16 protein-coding genes are annotated in these 18,851 nt (G+C 68.8%); all 16 read left to right on the top strand.

The genetic code is table 11. From position 1 onward, the window contains the following. Position 1 precedes the first annotated feature (1 nt). Genes CP958_RS10785 through CP958_RS10715 form a run of 16 tightly spaced genes read left to right on the top strand, consistent with a single transcriptional unit; the run spans position 2 to position 18,850 of the window. Entirely contained in the window at positions 2-706 is a 705-nt protein-coding gene (locus CP958_RS10785) for an acylneuraminate cytidylyltransferase family protein (RefSeq protein ID WP_170958923.1), read from the top strand. Beyond that, positions 703-2,337 carry a hypothetical protein gene (locus CP958_RS10780; protein ID WP_096701954.1) on the top strand — a complete coding sequence of 545 codons (1,635 nt, stop codon included), beginning with the start codon at positions 703-705 and terminating at the stop codon, positions 2,335-2,337. The genes CP958_RS10785 and CP958_RS10780 overlap by 4 nt, the downstream gene beginning before the upstream one ends. Continuing rightward, entirely contained in the window at positions 2,334-3,053 is a 720-nt protein-coding gene (locus tag CP958_RS10775) for a class I SAM-dependent methyltransferase (RefSeq protein WP_170958922.1), read from the top strand. Before CP958_RS10780 ends, CP958_RS10775 begins: the two co-directional genes overlap by 4 nt. A gap of 5 nt (positions 3,054-3,058) precedes the next feature. Continuing rightward, positions 3,059-4,879 (top strand): asparagine synthase (glutamine-hydrolyzing), encoded by a 1,821-nt coding sequence (asnB, locus tag CP958_RS10770; protein ID WP_096701952.1) that lies wholly within the window; start codon positions 3,059-3,061, stop codon positions 4,877-4,879. After that, a complete protein-coding gene (locus CP958_RS10765; RefSeq protein WP_096701951.1) occupies positions 4,876-6,126 on the top strand; it encodes a glycosyltransferase family 4 protein in 1,251 nt (416 codons plus the stop codon). Before asnB (CP958_RS10770) ends, CP958_RS10765 begins: the two co-directional genes overlap by 4 nt. Then, positions 6,123-7,400 (top strand): glycosyltransferase, encoded by a 1,278-nt coding sequence (locus tag CP958_RS10760; RefSeq protein WP_096701950.1) that lies wholly within the window; start codon positions 6,123-6,125, stop codon positions 7,398-7,400. Before CP958_RS10765 ends, CP958_RS10760 begins: the two co-directional genes overlap by 4 nt. Next, complete coding sequence (locus tag CP958_RS10755) at positions 7,397-8,245, top strand: class I SAM-dependent methyltransferase (protein ID WP_096701949.1); 849 nt, start codon at positions 7,397-7,399, stop codon at positions 8,243-8,245. The genes CP958_RS10760 and CP958_RS10755 overlap by 4 nt, the downstream gene beginning before the upstream one ends. A 60-nt stretch (positions 8,246-8,305) precedes the next feature. Then, complete coding sequence (locus CP958_RS10750) at positions 8,306-9,070, top strand: class I SAM-dependent methyltransferase (protein ID WP_096701948.1); 765 nt, start codon at positions 8,306-8,308, stop codon at positions 9,068-9,070. Positions 9,071-9,078: 8 nt separating this feature from the next. Then, the gene (asnB, locus tag CP958_RS10745; RefSeq protein WP_096701947.1) at positions 9,079-11,007 is read left to right on the top strand and encodes an asparagine synthase (glutamine-hydrolyzing); all 1,929 of its coding nucleotides are present in this window, start codon (positions 9,079-9,081) and stop codon (positions 11,005-11,007) included. A 13-nt stretch (positions 11,008-11,020) separates the two neighbouring features. Beyond that, positions 11,021-12,193: a glycosyltransferase family 39 protein gene (locus CP958_RS10740; protein WP_096701946.1), complete on the top strand. Its 1,173-nt coding sequence runs from the start codon at positions 11,021-11,023 to the stop codon at positions 12,191-12,193. Then, positions 12,193-12,882, top strand: a complete 690-nt coding sequence (locus tag CP958_RS10735; RefSeq protein ID WP_096701945.1) for a hypothetical protein — start codon at positions 12,193-12,195, stop codon at positions 12,880-12,882. The genes CP958_RS10740 and CP958_RS10735 overlap by 1 nt, the downstream gene beginning before the upstream one ends. Further along, complete coding sequence (locus CP958_RS10730) at positions 12,879-14,996, top strand: heparinase II/III family protein (protein WP_096701944.1); 2,118 nt, start codon at positions 12,879-12,881, stop codon at positions 14,994-14,996. Before CP958_RS10735 ends, CP958_RS10730 begins: the two co-directional genes overlap by 4 nt. Beyond that, entirely contained in the window at positions 14,984-16,261 is a 1,278-nt protein-coding gene (locus CP958_RS10725; RefSeq protein WP_096701943.1) for a glycosyltransferase, read from the top strand. The genes CP958_RS10730 and CP958_RS10725 overlap by 13 nt, the downstream gene beginning before the upstream one ends. Next, a complete protein-coding gene (locus CP958_RS10720; RefSeq protein ID WP_096701942.1) occupies positions 16,261-17,499 on the top strand; it encodes a hypothetical protein in 1,239 nt (412 codons plus the stop codon). The genes CP958_RS10725 and CP958_RS10720 overlap by 1 nt, the downstream gene beginning before the upstream one ends. Next, complete coding sequence (locus tag CP958_RS26330) at positions 17,496-17,798, top strand: hypothetical protein (protein ID WP_170958921.1); 303 nt, start codon at positions 17,496-17,498, stop codon at positions 17,796-17,798. Before CP958_RS10720 ends, CP958_RS26330 begins: the two co-directional genes overlap by 4 nt. After that, positions 17,795-18,850, top strand: a complete 1,056-nt coding sequence (locus CP958_RS10715; RefSeq protein ID WP_170958920.1) for a glycosyltransferase — start codon at positions 17,795-17,797, stop codon at positions 18,848-18,850. The genes CP958_RS26330 and CP958_RS10715 overlap by 4 nt, the downstream gene beginning before the upstream one ends. Position 18,851 lies beyond the last annotated feature (1 nt).

The following is an 18,851-nucleotide window of genomic DNA, read 5'->3' as shown; positions in this document are numbered from 1 at the left end:
CGTGGTTAACCTGCTGGCCATCATTCCGGCGCGGGGCGGCTCCAAGGGCGTGCCGCGCAAGAACATCCGCATGGTGGGCGGCAAGCCGCTGCTGGCCTGGTCCATCGAAGCCGCCCGGGCGAGCCGCGCCGTGTCGCGGGTGGTGGTGTCCACCGATGACGCCGAAATCGCGGAAATCGCCCGGCAATACGGTGCCGAGGTGCTGATGCGCCCGGCCGGGCTGGCGGCCGATGACAGCCCGACCCTGGCCGTGCTCCGCCACGTGACCGCACATCTGGCCGAGGCCGAGGGCTGGCGGGCCGACGCGATCCTGACCCTGCAGCCCACCTCGCCCCTGCGTACCGCCCGCCATATCGACGAGGCCTGGGCCTTGTTCGCCGCCGACGCCACCGCCGATTCCCTGGTCAGCTGCATCGCCGTGCCCCACATCTTCCATCCCCGCTCGGTGATGCGGCGCAACCGGGACGGCTATCTGGAACCCTATCTGGCCGACCTCCAGCCGACCCGACGCCAGGACAAGGAGGCGGTCTTCGCCCGCAACGGCGCCGCCCTCTACATCACCCGCGCCGACCGGCTGGACTCCTATGTCTTCGGCGGCAGGCTGCTGTGCTACATGATGGAGGAGGCCGATTCCGTCGACATCGATACCGAGGACGATCTGCGCCGCGCCGACGCCCTGCTCAACGCCCGCGCGGCGGCGCCATGAGCGCCCTGGATAAGGTCAGGACCTACGGCCTGCTGGCGGCCGATCTGTGGCGCTGGCGCCGGCTGACCGCCGGAATGCGCGCGGCACGGCCGGCGCTGGCGCAATCGCGCCGGCTGATCATCTGCGATCTGGTCAACAGCCTGATGTCGGCCAAGGCCCAGGGGCTGATCGCCCGCGCGGCCCAGGACCGGGGCATGGCCACCACCGTGCTGATGGCCCGGCCCTGGCGGCTGGCCGAGGCCACCTACCGCGCCGCCGGGCCGGTGGAGTTCGTCTATCTGGACGATTTCCTGACCACCGACATCCGCCGCCGGGCCGAGGACGAGGCCGCGCGGCTGGTGGAGGCCGATCCCCACCTCACCGGCCTGATCACTCTGGAGCAGGACGGCATCCGGGTCGGGCGCAACGTCATGTCCATCGTGCTGCGCCATCTGCGCCAGGGCCGCATCGACCCTTCCAACCGCGAGCATCGGGATCTGGTGCGCCGGCAGCTGGCCCAGTCCCTGGCCACCAAGGAGGCCAGCGCCGCCCTGCTGCGGGCTCATCCGGCCCAGGCGGCGCTGTTCAACGAGCGCGGCTATACCCCGGCGGGCGAGTTCTTCGATTCCTGCCTGATGGCGGGCGTGGACGCCATCCAGTGGCTGGGCGCCCCCCAGGCCGAGCGGCTGCTGTTCAAGCGCTATGGCCTGGAGAACCGGCCCATGCATCCCCTGGCCCTTTCGGATGCCAGCTGGGAGCGGATCAAGGCCCGGCCGTGGACCGCCGAGCTGGATCAGCGGCTGATGGCGCAGATGACCGGCCATTACAATTCCGGCACCTGGTACAACCGCCAGCAATTGCAGGACGGCAAGCAGATCAAGCCCGCCCACGAGGTGCGCCGGCAGCTGGGCCTGGACCCGGACAAGAAGACCGCCGTGATCTTCTGCCACATCCTTTACGACGCCACCTTCTTCTTCGGCGACAGCCTCTATCCCGATTACGAGAGCTGGCTGGTGGAGACGGTGCGCGGCGCCATGGCCAATCCCCACCTCAACTGGGTGGTCAAGGTCCATCCGGTCAATGTCTGGCGCTCCAAGATGGACGGCCAGCCCATGGAGCAGCTGGAGGCCCAGGCCCTGCAGCGGGCCTTCGGCACCCTGCCCGATCATATCCGCATCATGGCGGCCGATACGGACATCAATACCCTGTCCCTGTTCAACGCCATGGATTACGGCCTGACCGTGCGCGGCACCGTGGGCATGGAACTGCCCTGCTTCGGCGTTCCGGTGGTCACCGCCGGCACCGGGCGCTATGCCGGGCGGGGTTTCACCATGGACCCCGCCGACCCGGACGAATACCAGCGCCTGCTGGCCCGCCTGCACGAGGTTCCGGCCCTGGCGCCGGAGGTGGTGGAGCTGGCCCGGCGCTATGCCTATGGCACCTTCTTCCTGCGCCCCATCCCCTTCACCTCCTTCGCGCTGGATTTCAACGCCGACGGCCGGGGCGTGGTCGCCCTGAACCAGAATGTCAGGCTGCAGGCCGGACTGACCGAGATTCCCCCCGATCTGGCCGCCCTGGCCGATTGGATGGCAAATGGCCGCGAAGCGGATTACCTTGACCCCCACGCCGCCGCGAAGGAATGGGACCAGTGAAACAATACCGCCAATTGCAGTGGACGCCGGAGATGGTGTCCCGCTTCTGGGACTGGCAGTCCCAGTTCCCCGAGCAATACTTCACCTACCAGTTCGCCCGGCCCATCGTCGCGGCCCTGAGCCATCTGTTCCGGGGCAAGCGCTACATTCTGGATTACGGCTGCGGCACCGGCTTCCTGCTGCCCGAGCTGTGCCGGCTGGGGGCCAAGGTGACCGGCGCCGACTTCTCGCCCGCCTCGGTGGCCGCCGCCAACGGGCGGCATGGCGGCTTGCCCAATTTCGCCGGCATCTTCGTGCTGGACGACCTGCTGGCCAAGAATCTCACCTTCGACGCCATCATCTCGGTCGAGGTGGTCGAGCATCTCTATGACGAGCAGCTGGAGCAGATGTTCACCGCCCTCTCCCGCCTGCTGGAGCCCGGCGGCACCCTGGTCCTGACCTCGCCCAACGACGAGAATCTCAAGCTGAACGAGCTGTATTGCCCGGCGTCGGACGCCCTCTATCACCGCTATCAGCATGTGCGCAGCTGGACCGCCGCCAGCCTGTCCCAGGCGGCGGCGGCGCACGGCTTCCAGCCCGTCGGCTCCTTTACCACCGATTTCTCCCTGTCGTGGCGCCAGCCCTACCGTCTGGCCCGCCGTCTGGTCGGACGCCTGATCGGCCGGGGCAAGGACCCCCATCTGGTCTGCGTCTTCACCCGGCCCGGACAAGACTGAGCGCCATGTGCGGCGTCGTCGGACTGATCGGAGCCCAAGACCCAGCGTGGATCGATGCCATGAACGGCATCCAGACCCATCGCGGTCCCGACGACAGCGGCACCTTCCGCCATGGCGAGACCGCCCTGGCCATGCGGCGGCTGTCGATCATCGACCTCGGCGGCGGCCACCAGCCCATGGAAAGCGCCGACGGCCGGTATGTCCTGGTCTATAATGGCGAGATCTACAACGCTCCCGCGCTGCGCCACGAGTTGGAAGCCCAGGGCGAGCGTTTCGTCACCGACCATTCCGACACCGAAGTGCTGCTGCGCCTGCTGGAGCGCAAGGGCGAGGCCGCCCTGCCCCTGCTCAACGGCATGTTCGCCTTCGCGTTCCATGACCGCCAGCAGGGCAGCCTGCTGTGCGCCCGCGACCGCATGGGCATCAAGCCGTTCTACTGGCTGAACCAGCACGGCCGCTTCGCCTTCGCCTCCGAGCTGAAAAGCCTGCTGGCCCTGCCCTTCGTCCGGCGCCGGGTCGACCGGGCCAGCCTGTTCCACTATTTCAGCCTGATGTACGTCCCGGGCGAGGCCACCATCCTGGAGGGCATCAACCGGCTGGCTCCCGGCCATCTGCTGCGCCTGCGCCCCGGAGCCGCGCCGGAGACCGAACGCTGGTGGACGCCGGACTTCCGGCCCGACCACACCGTTCCCGCCGCCGAATGGCCCGGCCGCATCGCCGCCACCCTGGAACAGGCGGCCAAGCGCTGGACCCTGTCCGACGTGCCCATCGCCGCCTCCCTGTCGGGCGGCCTGGATTCCTCGGCCCTGGTGGGCTTTCTCGCCCGCTCGGGCATGCGCCTCAAGACCGTCTCCCTGGGCTTTTCCTCGCCCGGCGAGGAGGATTGGAACGAGCTGCCCATCGCCCGGACCGTGGCGGCCAGATGGGGCACCGAGCACGAGGAGATCGTCCTCGATCCCGAACGTCTGCTCGACGATCTGACCGCCATGGTCTGGCATCTGGACGAGCCCTATGGCGGCGGCCTGCCGTCGTGGAACGTGTTCAAGGCCATGAGCCAAAGCGTCAAGGTCGGCCTGTCGGGCACCGGCGGCGACGAGCTTTTCGGCAATTACGGCAAGTGGCGGCAGCTGGAGGGCGGATTGCTGACCCGCCTGCTCGGCGGCCGCCAACCCGATGCCCAAAACTTCCGCCGTCAGGTGTTCGAGCGCTTCTACTACCTGTCCGACACCGATAAGCGCCGGCTGGTGACCGGAAGCGATGGTTGCCCCGACACCTCGGATCTGCTGTGGCGCCATTTCGCCGCCGCCGCCGGTCCCGTGCGCGACCGCATGGCGGTGACCGATATCGGCACCCAGCTGGCGGAAGAGTTCCTGATGATGACCGACCGTTTTTCCATGGCCCACGGCCTGGAGGCGCGCACCCCCTTCCTCGACAATGCCATGGTCGATCTGGCCCTTTCCATCCCCGCCGCCCTGCGCACCCATCGCCGCGACCTCAAGGGCCTGCTGCGCCGCGCCGTGATGCCGGTGCTGCCGCAAGAGGCCATCGCCGCCCCCAAGAAGGGCTTCGTCATTCCCCTGGGCCGCTGGCTGCGCGGCCGACTGCGCCCCTTGTGCGAGAACCTGCTCGACCCGGCCCGGCTGGCCGACCAGGGCCTGCTCGACCCCCGCTTCCACGCCGAATTCGTCGCCCCCCATCTGGCCGGGGCCGCCGACCACACGCCTCGGGTTTGGGCGGCGCTGATGTTCCAGCTGTGGCATAAGCTTTACATGGAACGCACCGACCCGACCGCGCCGCCGCCCTCCCTGGACGAGGTGATGGGATGAGCCGCCCCCTTTCCGTCGTCCACTTCTCCACCGCCGACAACGAGGGTGGCTCGGGGCGCTCGGCCTATCGCATCCATGACGGCCTGCGCCGCCTCGGCCATGAATCCCACATGCTGGTGGGCACCCGCACCACCGACGACCCCGACGTGGAGACCATCCATGGCGGTGGCTTCGGCCGGCTGGCCGACCGGCTGGCCGACGAGGTGACCCGGCGCCTGGGCCTGCAATACTGGGCCTATCCGTCGCGGCACCGCATTCTGGCCCATCCCTGGGTCCGGGGCGCCGATATCGTCCAGCTCTACAACACCCATGGCGGCTATTTCAGCCACCGCCTGCTGCCGGCCCTGTCGGCGGTGGCGCCGGTGGTCTGGCGTCTGTCCGACCTGTGGCCCATGACCGGCCACTGCGCCTATCCAAGATCGTGCGAGCGCTGGCGGACGGGATGCGGCACCTGCCCCGATCTGGCCGCCTATCCGCCGCTGCCCCGCGACACCAGCGCCCTGCTGTGGGCGCAAAAGCGCCGGCTTTACGCCCGCACCCGCCTGACTATCGTCGCCCCGTCCAGCTGGACCGAGCGCCACGCCCGCCAGAGCCCGCTGTTCGCCGGCTGCGCCGTGCACCGCATTCCCAACGGCCTGGACCTGGGGGTGTTCCGTCCCCTGGACCGCCATGCGGCGGCGGCGGTGCTGGGGGTCGAGCCCGGCCGCAAGGCCATCTTGTTTTCCGCCAACGTGGTCGACGACAATCCGCGCAAGGGCAGCGGCCTGCTGATGGAGGCGCTGCGGCGCCTGGGTCCCTGCGACGGGGTGCAGCTGCTGCTGGCCGGCATCGGCGGCGAGCGCTGGCAGGGCAAGGTCCCCATGCCGGTGGTACCCCTGGGCTATCTGCGCGACGACCGCCTGATCGCCGCCGCCAATGCCCTGGCCGACGTGGTGGTGGCGCCGTCGGTGGCGGAAAACCTGCCCAACACCATTCTGGAAGCCATGGCCTGCGGCAAGCCGGTGGTGGCCTTCGATGCCGGCGGCATCCGCGACGCGGTGATCCCCGGCGAGACCGGGCTGCTGGCCCCGGCCGAGGACGTGGACGGGCTGGCCGCCGCCCTGGGCACCATCCTGGCCGAGAACAATCTGCGCCTGCGTCTGGCCGAGGGCGCCCTGGCAAGGGCGCGGGCGGAATACGATGCCCGGGTCCAGGCCCGGCGCTTCGAGGCGCTGTACCGCGACCTGACCGGGACCAAGGCGCCATGAGCGACGACTTCCCCCGCGTTCTGTTCGTGACCTCGGCGGCGTTCAACAAGATCACCGGCGGCGGCATCACCTTTTCCAACCTGTTCCGGGGCTGGCCCCGCGACCGGCTGGCCACGGTGACCAGCGATACCGTGCCGGTCAGCGACGACGTCTGCGACACCTATTTCCACCTGGAGGGCGAGATCGCCCGCCTGGGCAGCGGCCCCCGCCCGCCCGGCGGCCGCGCCCGCCCGGCCATGGCCCCCACCAACACGCCGCATCGCGCCGCCTGGAAGACCAGGCTCAAGACCCTGGCCGTGGGCAATGCCTTTCCCGATCGCGGCCGGCTGTCGCCCGAGCTGGACACCTTCATCACCGCGTTCAAGCCCGACGTGATCTTCACCATCCTGGGCACCATCGGCATGATGGAGCTGGTGGGCGCCATCCATCACCGCACCGGCGCCGCCCTGGTGGTGCATTTCATGGATGACTGGCCGGCGACGCTGTATCGCGGCGGATTGCTGTCGGTGCTGGCGCGCCGCCGCATGGAGGTGCTGCTGCGGCGCCTGACCGCCGATGCCCGGCTGTGCCTGGGCATCGGCGACCATATGTGCACGGCCTATGCCCGGCGCTATGGCACCCCCTTCACGCCGTTCCAGAACCCGGTGGATACCGCCCGCATCGCCGCGCCGCGCCCGGCGGTCCCGGCGGCCAGCCCAGCACGGGTGGTCTATTGCGGCTCGATCTTCTCCAACGCCCAGTCGGAAAGCCTGATCGAAATCGGCGCCGCCATCGCCGAGCTGAACCGAAGCGGCCGCCCGGCCCGTCTGGAGATCTATTCACCGCCCTTCCTGGCGGCGCCGTTCCGCGACCGCCTGCTGGCCCATGCCGGTGTGGCGCTGCACGACACCATCAGCGACGATGAATCCTTCTTCGCCCTGATCGCCCAGGCCGATCTGCTGCTGCTGCCGGTCAATTTCGACCGGGAAAGCCGCACCTTCATCCGCTATTCCATGCCCACCAAGCTGCCGGCCTATCTGGCCAGCGGCACGCCGGTCCTGGGCTATGGCCCGCCGGAGGTGGCGCAGCTGGCGGTGCTGGCCGACGAGGGCTGCGGTCTGGTGGTGGGCCGCCGCGATTCCGACGCCCTGGTGGAGGGCTTGCGGCGGATTCTCGACGACGGCGCCCTGCGCGCCGATCTCTCCGCCGCCGCCATCGCCCGCGCCGCCACCCAGCATGACGGCGACCGCATCCGCGCCCGGTTCCAGGCCGCCCTGCGGGGTGCGGCATCATGAGCTCCCTGCCCGATCCCGCCACCGACGCCGTCGGCTATGGCAAGCGCCTGGACTTCATCGCCGCCGAGCTGGCCGCGTCCCGGCCCCGGCGGGTGCTGGACATGGGCTGCGGCACCGGGCTGATGCTGACGGCCCCCCTGGCGGCGCTGTTCCCCGAGACCAGCTTCGTCGGCGTCGACGACGACGGCGCCAGCATCGCCTGGGCGGCGGACAATCTCCGCGCCACCAATCTGCGCTTTACCGGCCCCCAGGGTCTGGCCGCCGACGAGCGCTTCGATCTGGTGATCGCCTCGGAGGTCCTGGAGCATGTGCGCGAGCCCGCCCCCTTCCTGGCCTTCCTGGCCGGGCGCGTGCCGCCGGGCGGGCGGCTGGTGATCACCGTGCCCAACGGCAACGGTCCTTCGGAAATCCTGGCCCTGGCCGAGGTTCTGGCCAAGCTGAGTGGCGTGCAAAAGCTGCTGGGCGGCCTCAAGCGCCGGCTGCTGGGCCAGGCGGGCGGCGGTGGCGGCAATGCCGGCGCCACCCTGGCCATCAGCCCGCATGTCCAGTTCTTCCGCCGCTCCGACCTGGAACAGCTGTTCGCCGGAGCGGGCCTCGCCATCGTCGCCTTCCGGGCGCGGACCATCCTGTGCGGCTGGCTGCTGGACAGCCTGATCCGGCTCACCCGCTCGGGCCGGCTCAACGCCGCCCTGGCCGATAGCCTGCCCGCCTGCTGCGCCAGCGACTGGATGTATGTGCTGGAACGCAGCACCGCGGCGCCTTCGCCGGAGCGGGAATGGCGTCAGGGGCGGCTTGCGTCCTGGCGGCGGCGAATGATACTACTCCGCTGGGGAATCAACGGCTGACAGCGCTCATTCCCGGGTCGTGACGACCACTGCCTTTACCAGCCCATCAGGGATAGAGTCATGTCGACCTTGAACGATCAGGTCCGCGCTTTTTGGGAACAGGGTCCCTGCGGCACCAATCCCGGCATCACCGGCACCATCGAGCCCCTGTCGCGGGACTGGTTCGAGCAGGTGGAGCGGGTGCGCTACGAGCGCGAGCCCATGATCCACGGCGTCGCCCAGTTCACCCGTCATGGCGGCCAGCGCATCCTGGAGATCGGCGTCGGCGCCGGCACCGACCATCTGCAATGGGCCCGCGCCGGAGCCGAATGCCACGGTCTCGACCTGACCCAGGCGGCCATCGACACCACCGCCGCCCGCTTCAAGCTCTATGGCTTCGAGTCCAACCTGCAGCGCCACGACGCCGAGACCATTCCCTTTCCCGACGCCCATTTCGACGTGGTCTGGTCGTGGGGGGTGATCCATCATTCCGAGACCCCGGAACGCATCGTCGCCGAAATCCACCGGGTGCTGAAGCCCGGCGGCCAGTTCCTCGGCATGTTCTACAAGCGCCGCTCGCTGGCGGTGTTCAAGGAATGGCTGAAATGGGCGGCCCTGAGGGGCAAGCCCTGGCGCAGCTTCGCCGACGTGCTATGGCACCATTTCGAGAGCGTCGGCACCAAGGCCTACGAGCCCCATGAGATGGCCCGCATGTTCCAGGCCTTCGGCCAGTTCCGCTGCGACATTGCCATGACGCCCTACGATCTCCAGCACTTCCCCCGCTGGCTGCATCCCTGGTTCCCCCAGGGCTGGGGCTCGTTCCTCGACATCACCGCCACCAAGTAGAGCGGCCCATGTGCGGCATCGCCGGCATCCTCTCCTTTGCCCCCGGACGCGCCCCGGCCTCACCGGCGCTGGTCGCCGCCATGCGCGACACCATGGCTCATCGCGGCCCCGACGGTGCCGGATTATGGGACTCGGGCGACGGACGCATCGCGCTCGGCCATCGCCGGCTGGCCATCATCGACCTGTCGACCGCCGCCACCCAGCCCATGATCGACGGCGATCTGGCCCTGGTCTTCAACGGCGAAATCTATAATCACGCCGAGTTGCGGCGCGAGCTGATCGCGCTCGGCCACCGCGACTGGCGCACCGACCATTCCGACACGGAAGTGGTCCTGAAGGCGTTCCGGCAATGGGGCATCACCTGCATCGAACGCTTTCGCGGCATGTTCGCCATCGCCTTGTGGGACGGTGCCGCCCAGGAGATGTGGCTGGTCCGCGACCGTATCGGCGTCAAGCCGCTCTATTGGGCCATGGACAGCGACGGCATCGCCTTCGCCTCGGAGATCAAGGCCATCCTGGCCGATCCCAACCGCAGGCGGGTGGTGGACGAAGAGGCGCTGTTCCACTTCCTGTCCTTCATCACCACGCCGGCACCCATGACCATGTTCGCCGGCATCCGCAAGCTGGAGGCCGGCTGTTGGATGAGGATCTCCGCCGGCGGACACGTGGTGCACCAACGCTGGTGGGACGTGCTCGACCATGCCCAGCCCCGGTCCTTAAGCGAGGGCGAATGGGCCGAAGCGGTGGCGGCCAAGCTGCGCGAAGCGGTGGCCTATCGCAAGGTCTCGGACGTACCGGTGGGTATCTTCCTGTCGGGCGGCATTGATTCCAGCACCAATCTGGTACTGTTCTCGGAAGGTGAGGGTGGGCCGGTGCGGACCTTTTCCATCGGCTACGAGGGCACCCATGCCAGCGTCGCCGACGAGTTGCCCCACGCCCGTGCCATGGCCGCCCTGACCGGGGCCGAGCATCATGATGTTCGCCTGACACCTCAGGACCTGATCGACTTCCTGCCGCGCATGGTCCATCTCCAGGACGAGCCCATCGCCGATCCGGTCTGCGTGCCGGTCTATTACGTCTCCAAGCTGGCCCGCGACAACGGCGTAGTGGTGGCCCAGGTGGGCGAAGGCGCCGATGAGCTGTTCTACGGCTATCCCGGCTGGCATCAGGTGGTGCGCCTTGAGCGTCTCAACGCCCTGCCGGTACCGCGCTTCCTCAAGGGACTGGGTGTCTCGGCGCTGGAGGCGGCCGGGCATGGACGGCGGACCTATACCGAATTGCTGCGCCGGGCGTCCCGGGGCCAGCCCCTGTTCTGGGGCGGCGCCGAAGCCTTTTCCGAACCGGTCAAGTCCAGCCTGCTGTCGCCCCGCCTGCGCCAGACCTTCGCCGGCCGCTCGTCCTGGGAGGTGCTGGCCCCCATCCGCGCCCGCTTCCTGGATAAGTCCCCCGAGCCCGGCGTGCTCAACTGGATGACCTATCTCGACCTCAACCTGCGCCTGCCGGAACTGCTGCTGATGCGGGTCGACAAGATGTCCATGGGCGTCGGGCTGGAGGCCCGCGTACCCTTCCTCGACCACGAACTGGTGGAACTGGCCATGTCGGCCCCGGAAAGCGTCAAGCTGGGTGGCGGCGACCCCAAGCGGCTGCTGAAGCGAGCCGTGGGCCATCTGCTGCCCGACGAGGTGCTGAACCGGCCCAAGCAGGGCTTCGCCATCCCCATCCGCGAATGGTTCCTCGACCGGCTGGGCGACAAGATGCGCCGCACCCTGGACGAGTTCTGCGAGACCACCAGCCTGCTGGACCCCGCCGGCGTGCGCCGGCTGTTCGACGAGGGACGGGGCGCCCAGGCCTGGTATCTGTTCAATCTGGCCTTGTGGTGGCGCCATCATTTCCAGGCCGGAGACCAACCGGACAATAGGGAGAGACACCCTGGCTAACCGTCGAGACACCATGATCACCTGGTTGGCCATCGCCTGGGTCGGCACGGTGCTGGTATTTTATTACGCCGGAAATTGGCCCTACTACCTGGAAAAGGTCTCGGTGTTCGGCATCGGACTGATTCGACTCGACGCCTGGTCCATGGGAGGGTTGGCGGTCGCCGCAACAATCTTGGCCGGATTGGGATTGCGAGCCGCCCCCTTTTCCGTCTGGTCCGCGGCCCTCGTCCGCGAGGCGAGGCAACTGGCCCATGACCGCGTGGGGCTGACACTGTGGCTGGCCCTTGGGGTGGTCGGCCTGTCCTCCCTGCTGCAGGGGTTAGCGCCGCCCAACGATTACGACGGCCTGATGTATCATCTGCCCCTGGCTCTGCACGATGTGGAACTGGGGCGGATCGAGCCCTATTGGGCCTTGGCGGAATTCGTCTTCTTTCCCCAATTGCTGGGCAATCTCTACCGGCTGTTCATGGCCCTGGGACTCGCCGACGCGACGCAGATGATCCACGGCCTGTTCGGTCTGGTGGCCGCCGCCTTCACCGCCGCGTTGACACGACGGCTTGGAGGAACAAAGGAGGAGGGCTTGCTGGCTGCTCTGATGCTCCTGATCCTGCGGGTGGTCATCTGGGAGATGGGAACCGCCGAGGTCGATATCGCCACCGCGGCCTTTACCATCGCGGCCCTGTTATCCTGCCTGACCTGGCTGCAATCCGGCTCGTGGCGATCGGCGATCCTCACCGGGCTGATGCTGGGTGCCGGGTCCTGCGTCAAGTTCAACGGTCTGGTGGTCGCCCTGACCATGGACCCCCTGGCCCTGGCTCCCGCATGGCGCCGCCTGGGCATGCTGGTCCAAGGAATCACCATCGCCGCCGCCGCCTTGGTTTTCAGCCCGCACGCTCTATGGGCGTGGAGCAACTCCGGCAATCCGGTATTCCCCCTGTTCAACCGATTTTTCAACCCGGATCAGATTCAGCTTATCGAGGGCGCGGGTCAGCTTTATGGCTACCAACGAACCGTAGCCAACTCCTTCCCAGCCTGTGGCGGATCTTCATCAATCCCACGATCGCCTTCGACGGCGCGGTCATCGGGGCCCCCTATCTGCTGGCCTTTGCGCCCCTGGCGTTCCTGCCGGGTGTTCAACGCCGGGAACGGTGGCCGGTTCTGGTGTTTTTCGGGACCTTCTACGTGATGTGGTACTATTTCATGTCGCAGCAGGTCCGCTTCCTGTTGCCCGTGATGCCGATCTTCGCCGCTTTCGCCGCCCTTGGCCTTGGCCGGGCCTGGGCGATGACCGCGGATATCAGGCCGGCTCGCCTGCTGTTGGCAGGGGCCGTTCTGGTCCTGGCGATCAATCAGGGTCTGTTCGTTGGCATTTACGCCACCCTGCGGCTGCCGCCGGCCCTGGGCCTGAAAAGTGCCGCAGCCTATCATCGCGACGCACCGACCATGCAGGGTGCATTCTACGAAAACTGCACCTACGTGACCCGGCATCTCGAGCCCGGCGAGCGTTATCTTGGCCTGATCTGGCCGCATTCCTACTACTGCCCGCAGAGTACCGCCGCAGTGAACGGCTGGTTCGCCGGTACCGAACGCGAAAGGCTGTATCCTCTCAAAGGCATATCCCTCGACGAAGTCATCACCGCCTTTGAACGCGAGAACACCGCGCTGGTCACCGTTCCTACCAACAGCGAGAACCGCCACAACGAATTTTCCCGCACTGAGATCATCGCCGCCGACCCGAGCAGCAGCTTCGTCGGGCGCTATTTCGCCGACACCATTCCCGGGCTGGTCCCCCTGGCCCGGGACCGGTTCTCGGCGGTGTATGACGGGCACGAGATCCTCGCCTACATGAAGGCCAAGCGGTTGGAAAGGCCATGATGCAACGGCTGCGCCTGGTCCTCAGGCTGCCGGTCCATGTGGTGGCGCGCCGTACCGCCGGTCTGGTGCGGCGGCGGCTGGCGGCGGCCCTGGCCCATCGCCGCGACATCCGGCACCCGACCTTCGCCCCGGCGCCGGCGGGGGCGCTGCGGCGCCTGCTGGCCCCGCCGCCGCGCCAGGAACTGGCCGCCCAGCAGGACTGGCTGCGCCCCCTGGCCGCCCTGCACCGCGACGGCTGGGTCGATCTGCTGGGATCGGGCTGGGTCCGCCCCCGCCACGGTATGACGTGCGCCGGCACCGAAGGTCACGCCTATCACTCCGCCGCCGCAGGCGATGCGATCAACGAGGCCAATCTGGCACAGTCCCGCCGAATCCGGGCCTTGATCGATCCCCAATGGCAGCCCATGGACTGGCAGCTGGACATCAAGTCCGGCTGGCGCTGGTCGGAAAGCCAATGGTACGGCCACATCGCCTTCGGCCATGCCGCCGGGGCCGATATCAAGGTTCCCTGGGAACTGGCCCGCATGCAGCATCTGCTGGTGCTGGCCTGGTCGTTCGCCCTGGACGGCGACGCCGCCGACGCCCGGGCTTTCCGCAATCAGGTGCTGGATTTCATCGCCGCCAATCCGCCGCGCTTCGGGGTCAACTGGCGCTGCGCCATGGATGTGGCCATCCGTGCCGCCAATTGGGTGGTGGCCTTCGACCTGTTCCGCGCCGTCGGCCACGTCTTCGACGCCGATTTCGAGCAGGTGCTGGCCGCCAGCCTGACCGACCATGGCCGCCATATCGTTTCCCATCTGGAATGGTATCCCGAAGGGCGGGGCAACCACTATCTGGCCGATATCTGCGGCCTGGCCTTCATCGCCGCCCTGCTGCCGCCCTCGGCCGAGAGCGACGCCTGGCTGGCCTTCGCCGCCCAGGAGCTGGAGACGGAAGCCGCCCATCAGGTGCTGAGCGATGGCGCCAGCTTTGAGGCCTCCACCTGCTATCACCGGCTGTCGGGTGAGATGATCGTCTTCACCGCCGCCCTGCTGACCGGACGGACGGATGAGGGCCGCGCCGCCGATCCCTCGGCCCTGCGGACCCGGCCCCACCGGCCGCTCCGCCCCGGCCACCGCCCCGATCTGGATTCCCTGCGCCGTCTGGCCGGGCGCATGGCCGCCTTCACCCGTGCCGTCACCCGTCCCGATGGCCGGGTGGCCCAGATCGGCGACAACGACAGCGGCCGGTTCTTCAAGGCCCATCCCGTGCTGACCCGGCGCTCGGCGGCCGAGGCGCGCCGCCTTTACGCCAATCTGGACGGTTGGGACGGCCTGGACGACAGCGCCGTCTATTGGGACGAGGATCTGCTCGACCACCGCCCCTTCGCCGCCGCCGCCGAGGCCTTCGCCGGCCATGCCGGGGATGGGAACTGGCTGGATGCCCTGCTGGTGCGGCTGCTCTGCCCCTCCTCCATCCCCGCCGAACCCCCCATCCCCGCCGCCCGGATCAGCGGTGAGGACGCCGCCCCGGACGGTGAGTGCCGGCGGATCGAAATCCGCTGTCCCGGCGAGGACCTGGACCAGGGCCTGGAAACCCTGGCCTTTCCCGCCTTCGGCATTTTCATAATGAAGACGAAACGGGTATGGCTGAGCCTGCGTTGCGGCGCCATCGGCCTCAACGGCCGGGGGGGGCACGCCCATAACGACCAGCTGGCCCTGGAGCTTTGCATCGACGGCGAGGATTGGCTGAGCGATCCCGGCGCCTATCTCTACACCGCCGACCGCCGCTGGCGGAACGCCTACCGCTCGGTGGCGGCCCATGCGGCGCCGGCGCCGGTGGCGGGGCCGCGGGAGCCGGGGCGCCTCGATCTCGGTGATTTCTGGCTGGGCGACGAGGCCAAGGCCCATTGCCTGTCCTTTGGGCCGGAGGGATTCGACGGCCTGCACCACGGCTTCGGCGCACCGGTACGCCGCCGGGTCCGCCTGACCGCCTGGGCCATCATCGTCGAGGATTACGGCCTGGCCCCCGGCCATGTGACCCTTGACGGGCGGGAGGAGCTCCGCGCCTATTTCAGCTGTTCCGTTCCCTTTTCCCCCGGCTATGGCAAGCGCCTGCGATCATGCGCATCCTGATCATCTCGAACCTGTACGCCCCGGACCGGGCACCCCGCGCCTATCGCTGGACGGCCATTGCCGAATATCTGGCGGGGCAGGGCCACGAGGTCGACGTGGTGGCGGCCTGGAAAAGCGGCGACGCCCGCCGCGAGACCCTGAACGGCGTCCGTATCCACCGGGTGGGCAGCCGGCTGGGGCAATGGCTGCGCGGCCGGCTGGGGCGGCGGCCCCACGGAGCGGAAACGGCGGCCAGCGGCGGAGGGGGACGGCGAGGCCTGCTGGCCCGGCTGATCAAGGCGGTCTACGACCGGACCTGGCGCCGGCTGTTCTGGCCCGATTACGCCTGCCTCTGGTACTTTCCCGCCCTGGGCCGGGCCGAGGCCCTGCTGCGGCAAGACGGCGGCCATGACGCCCTGGTGACGGTGTCCCATCCCTTCACCGGCCATCTGGTCGGCCTCACCCTGAAACGGCGCCATCCCGGCCTGACCTGGATCGCCGACAGCGGCGATCCGTTCAGCTTCTTCCACGAGATTCCCCTCAACAACCACGGCCTCTATTCCGGGCTGAACCGGCGCACCGAGGCGGCGGTGGTGGCCCGGGCCGATCGGGTGACGGTGACGGTGGAATCGTGCCGCGACGCCTATGCCCAGGCCTTTCCCGGCCTGGGCCATATCGCCGTGGTGCCGCCGCTGCTGTCCCTGCCCGATCTTCCTGCGGCGGCGGAACGCCTGGGCGACGGCGTCCACATGGTCTATGTGGGCACCCTCTACCGCGCCATCCGCAATCCGGCCTGGCTGCTGGAGCTGACCCACGGGCTGGTGGAGCGCGGGCTCGATCTGCATCTGCACCTGCTGGGCGACATCAACGACTGCACCGCCGAGATCGCCCGGGGCCGGGGCCTGCTGGGCGAGCGGCTGCATGTGCACGGCTCGGTGGCGCGGCCCAACGTGGCCCGGATGCTGGCCGCCGCCCATATCCTGGTCAATCTCGGCAACAGCACGCCCCACCAGTTGCCCAGCAAGGTGGTGGAATACGTGGCGGCGGCCAAGCCCGTCCTGAATCTCGCCCCGGTGACCGACGACACCTCGGCCAAATTCCTCGACCGGTCCGGCGCCGCCCTGTCTCTGTCCACCGCCGAACCGGTCGGCGCCGAAAGTCTGGAGCGGGCCGCGGTCTTCCTGGGCGCGCCACCCATCCCCGATCCCGCCATCATCGCCGCCATCCTGGCCGAACACCGCATCGACGCCGTCGCCGGTGCCTATCTCACCCTGATGGGGACCTGATGCGCGGCGCGGTGATCATGGCCCTGCTGGCCCTATCCGCCGCCGGCTGGCTGGCCGTGGGCCTGCCGGTGCCGCCGGTGCGCCTGGGCCTGCTGCTGTTGCTGGCGGCCATCGTGGCGCTGGGACTAAGGAGCGGGCGCCGCTATGCCCTGCTGTCGCCGCTTTTCCTGCTGGCCGTCCTGGTCATCATCTTCTATTCCCTGACCACCTCGGTCATGCCGTTCCTGCCGCCCGGCCTTGTCAGCGGCTGGGGCGAGCGCTGGGCGCCGGCCTTTCTCGGCCATGGGGCCGAACGGCTGGTGCTGGGTTTCGCCGCCCTGTGCCTTGCCGCCCATGCCGGGATATCGGCCTTCTGTCCCACGGGTGAGATCGCCCTGACCCTGCCCCGGGGGCGCCCGGTCCTGCTGCGCGCACTGTGCCTGGGCCTGGCGGCGCTGGAGGCGCTGTGGACCTGGGCCTCGCCCCGCTACGGCCTGCTGTCGGCGCCGGTGGCGTCCATCGCCGGAATGATCATGCCCTTCCTGACCATGACGGTGACCCTGCTGGTCCTCGACGCCATCCATGTCCCGTCGCGGCGCCGGATGTCTCTGCTGGTTTCGGGTTTGGCCCTGATGGTGATGCTGTCCTACGGCGTCGGAAAGGAACCTCTGCTGCTGATGGTCTGCCTGGCTCTGGCCGGATTGCTGGCATCGGCGCGAATCGCGGTAATGCTGGGCGGCGTCGCCATCCTGGCCGCATTGCTGATCGGAGCCATGACGTCCCTGCCCTATACCCGCGGGCTGATGGGTCCGAATATTCCGGTCACCCCTTATCAGATCGCGGTGGCGGCGGTAGGCAAGCTGGGCGAACGGCAGGCCGAAAGCGGCTATTGCCTGAGCCGGGTGGTCGACCGGGCCGGCATGGACCAGACATCGGATTCTCCGTTCTATTTTCTCGGTTCGGTCATTCCCCGCATCGTCTGGCCCCATAAGCCGAGCCTGTCCCAGGGCCGGCTTCTGTTGTGGGACCGCTATTGCGGCACCCCGGAGCGGGTGGTGGCTGGCTATTCCGGGTCGCCGACCCTGCTGGGGAAACCGCTGATCCGCGCCGTCTGGGCCGGCCTTGCCGTGGCCACCGCCTTCATGCTGGCCCTGCTGTCGGCCATCAGCCTGTTCGGCAGCCGCGGAAGCGGGCGCGGCTATGCCCTCATGCTGGCCATCGGCACCCTGCGGCGGCCCGGTGAGGGGGAGGCGGCATGAGCAAGGTCCTCCTCGCCACCATTCCGCCGTTCGAAGGCGGCGTGCCCGCCAAATGCGCCATCCTGGCCCACCATCTACGCGCGCTGGGCCATCAGGCCTATTACGCCATCTGGGGCGACGAACCCGGTCTGGTGGCGCCCAGCTGGCGCCTGCTCCAGGGGGCGCGGCCGGGTATCCGCCGCGGGACCTGCTTCGGCGGCATCGACTGCGTCGGCATCGGCTGCTGGCTGCCCGAGCTGGAGCGATGGAGGAACGGCCTTGCCGACGCCTGGGAGCAGGTCTGGAGCGGACGGCCATGACGGCGCTGCGCATCCTGTTCGCGGGCGAGGACGTTCCCGGCTCGCGCACGCCTCAACGCGTGGCGGCGCTACGGCGCCTGGGCCATGACGTCGCCTTCGTGCCCTCCACCCCGCCCGGGCGCACCTGCGAGGACCGGCCCAGCCTGATGCGCCGCCTGCGCCACCACCTGCGCCGCCCCGCCGACGAGGCCGGACTCAATCCCGCCCTGCTGCGGCTGGCGGCCTCGGGCGGCTGGGACATCCTGTTCGCCGACAACGTCCCCACCCTGACGGCGGCGACGTTGCGGGCGCTGAAGGCCGCCTGCCCCGGCATCCGGCTGGTCTGGTATTCCGGGGACGACCTGATGAATCCCCGCCTGGGCTCGGCGCAGCTGGACCGGGCCTTGCCGCTGTTCGACCTGTGGGTCACGACCAAGTCGTTCAATGCCGGCCCGGCGGAAATCCCCGCCCGTGGGGCCAAGCGGGCCCTGTTCGTTCATAACAGTTTCGATCCGATCCTTCACCAGCCGACCGAGCCGAGCGAAGCCGAGCGCGTCGCGTGGGGCACGGACATCAGTCTCATCGGTACCTTCGAGCGCCCCCGCCGCGACAGCATCCTGGCCCTGTGCCGGGCCGGCCTGGCGGTACGGGTGTGGGGCAACGGCTGGGCCGCCGAAGCCGGCGCCCATCCGCTGCTTCAGATTGAGAACCGCCCCGTCTACGGCGAGGATTTCGCCAAGGTCATCGCCGCCAGCGCCATCAACCTCACCTTCCTGCGCAAGGCCAACCGCGACCTCCAGACCTGCCGTTCCATGGAGATTCCCGCCTGCGGCGGCTTCATGATGCACGAGCGCAATTCCGAAATCGCCGGATTGTTCCAGGACGGAACCGAGGCCATTCTGTTCGGCGACGAGTCCGAACTGGTGGACTCCGCCCAACGCTGGCTGGCCGATGCCGAAAGACGGGCCAGGATCGCCACCGCCGGCCGGGCCAGGGTGTTGGCTGACGGTCACGACCACGACAGCCGCCTCGGCGCCATCCTGGCCGAGGCCGGACGAGACGGAGAGGGCTGAA

Source organism: Magnetospirillum sp. 15-1, from assembly GCF_900184795.1.
In the GTDB taxonomy this organism is placed as follows: domain Bacteria; phylum Pseudomonadota; class Alphaproteobacteria; order Rhodospirillales; family Magnetospirillaceae; genus Phaeospirillum.
This window is presented reverse-complemented; position numbering and strand designations above follow the sequence as displayed.

What these genes read in the sequence shown, in the direction of transcription:
- CP958_RS10780 (WP_096701954.1), top strand. Translation starts at nt 703, where the DNA reads ATGAGCGCCCTGGATAAGGTCAGGACCTACGGCCTGCTGGCGGCCGAT.
- asnB (WP_096701952.1), top strand. Translation starts at nt 3,059, where the DNA reads ATGTGCGGCGTCGTCGGACTGATCGGAGCCCAAGACCCAGCGTGGATC.
- CP958_RS10765 (WP_096701951.1), top strand. Translation starts at nt 4,876, where the DNA reads ATGAGCCGCCCCCTTTCCGTCGTCCACTTCTCCACCGCCGACAACGAG.
- CP958_RS10760 (WP_096701950.1), top strand. Translation starts at nt 6,123, where the DNA reads ATGAGCGACGACTTCCCCCGCGTTCTGTTCGTGACCTCGGCGGCGTTC.
- CP958_RS10755 (WP_096701949.1), top strand. Translation starts at nt 7,397, where the DNA reads ATGAGCTCCCTGCCCGATCCCGCCACCGACGCCGTCGGCTATGGCAAG.
- CP958_RS10750 (WP_096701948.1), top strand. Translation starts at nt 8,306, where the DNA reads ATGTCGACCTTGAACGATCAGGTCCGCGCTTTTTGGGAACAGGGTCCC.
- asnB (WP_096701947.1), top strand. Translation starts at nt 9,079, where the DNA reads ATGTGCGGCATCGCCGGCATCCTCTCCTTTGCCCCCGGACGCGCCCCG.
- CP958_RS10740 (WP_096701946.1), top strand. Translation starts at nt 11,021, where the DNA reads ATGATCACCTGGTTGGCCATCGCCTGGGTCGGCACGGTGCTGGTATTT.
- CP958_RS10735 (WP_096701945.1), top strand. Translation starts at nt 12,193, where the DNA reads ATGTGGTACTATTTCATGTCGCAGCAGGTCCGCTTCCTGTTGCCCGTG.
- CP958_RS10730 (WP_096701944.1), top strand. Translation starts at nt 12,879, where the DNA reads ATGATGCAACGGCTGCGCCTGGTCCTCAGGCTGCCGGTCCATGTGGTG.
- CP958_RS10725 (WP_096701943.1), top strand. Translation starts at nt 14,984, where the DNA reads ATGCGCATCCTGATCATCTCGAACCTGTACGCCCCGGACCGGGCACCC.
- CP958_RS10720 (WP_096701942.1), top strand. Translation starts at nt 16,261, where the DNA reads ATGCGCGGCGCGGTGATCATGGCCCTGCTGGCCCTATCCGCCGCCGGC.
- CP958_RS26330 (WP_170958921.1), top strand. Translation starts at nt 17,496, where the DNA reads ATGAGCAAGGTCCTCCTCGCCACCATTCCGCCGTTCGAAGGCGGCGTG.
- CP958_RS10715 (WP_170958920.1), top strand. Translation starts at nt 17,795, where the DNA reads ATGACGGCGCTGCGCATCCTGTTCGCGGGCGAGGACGTTCCCGGCTCG.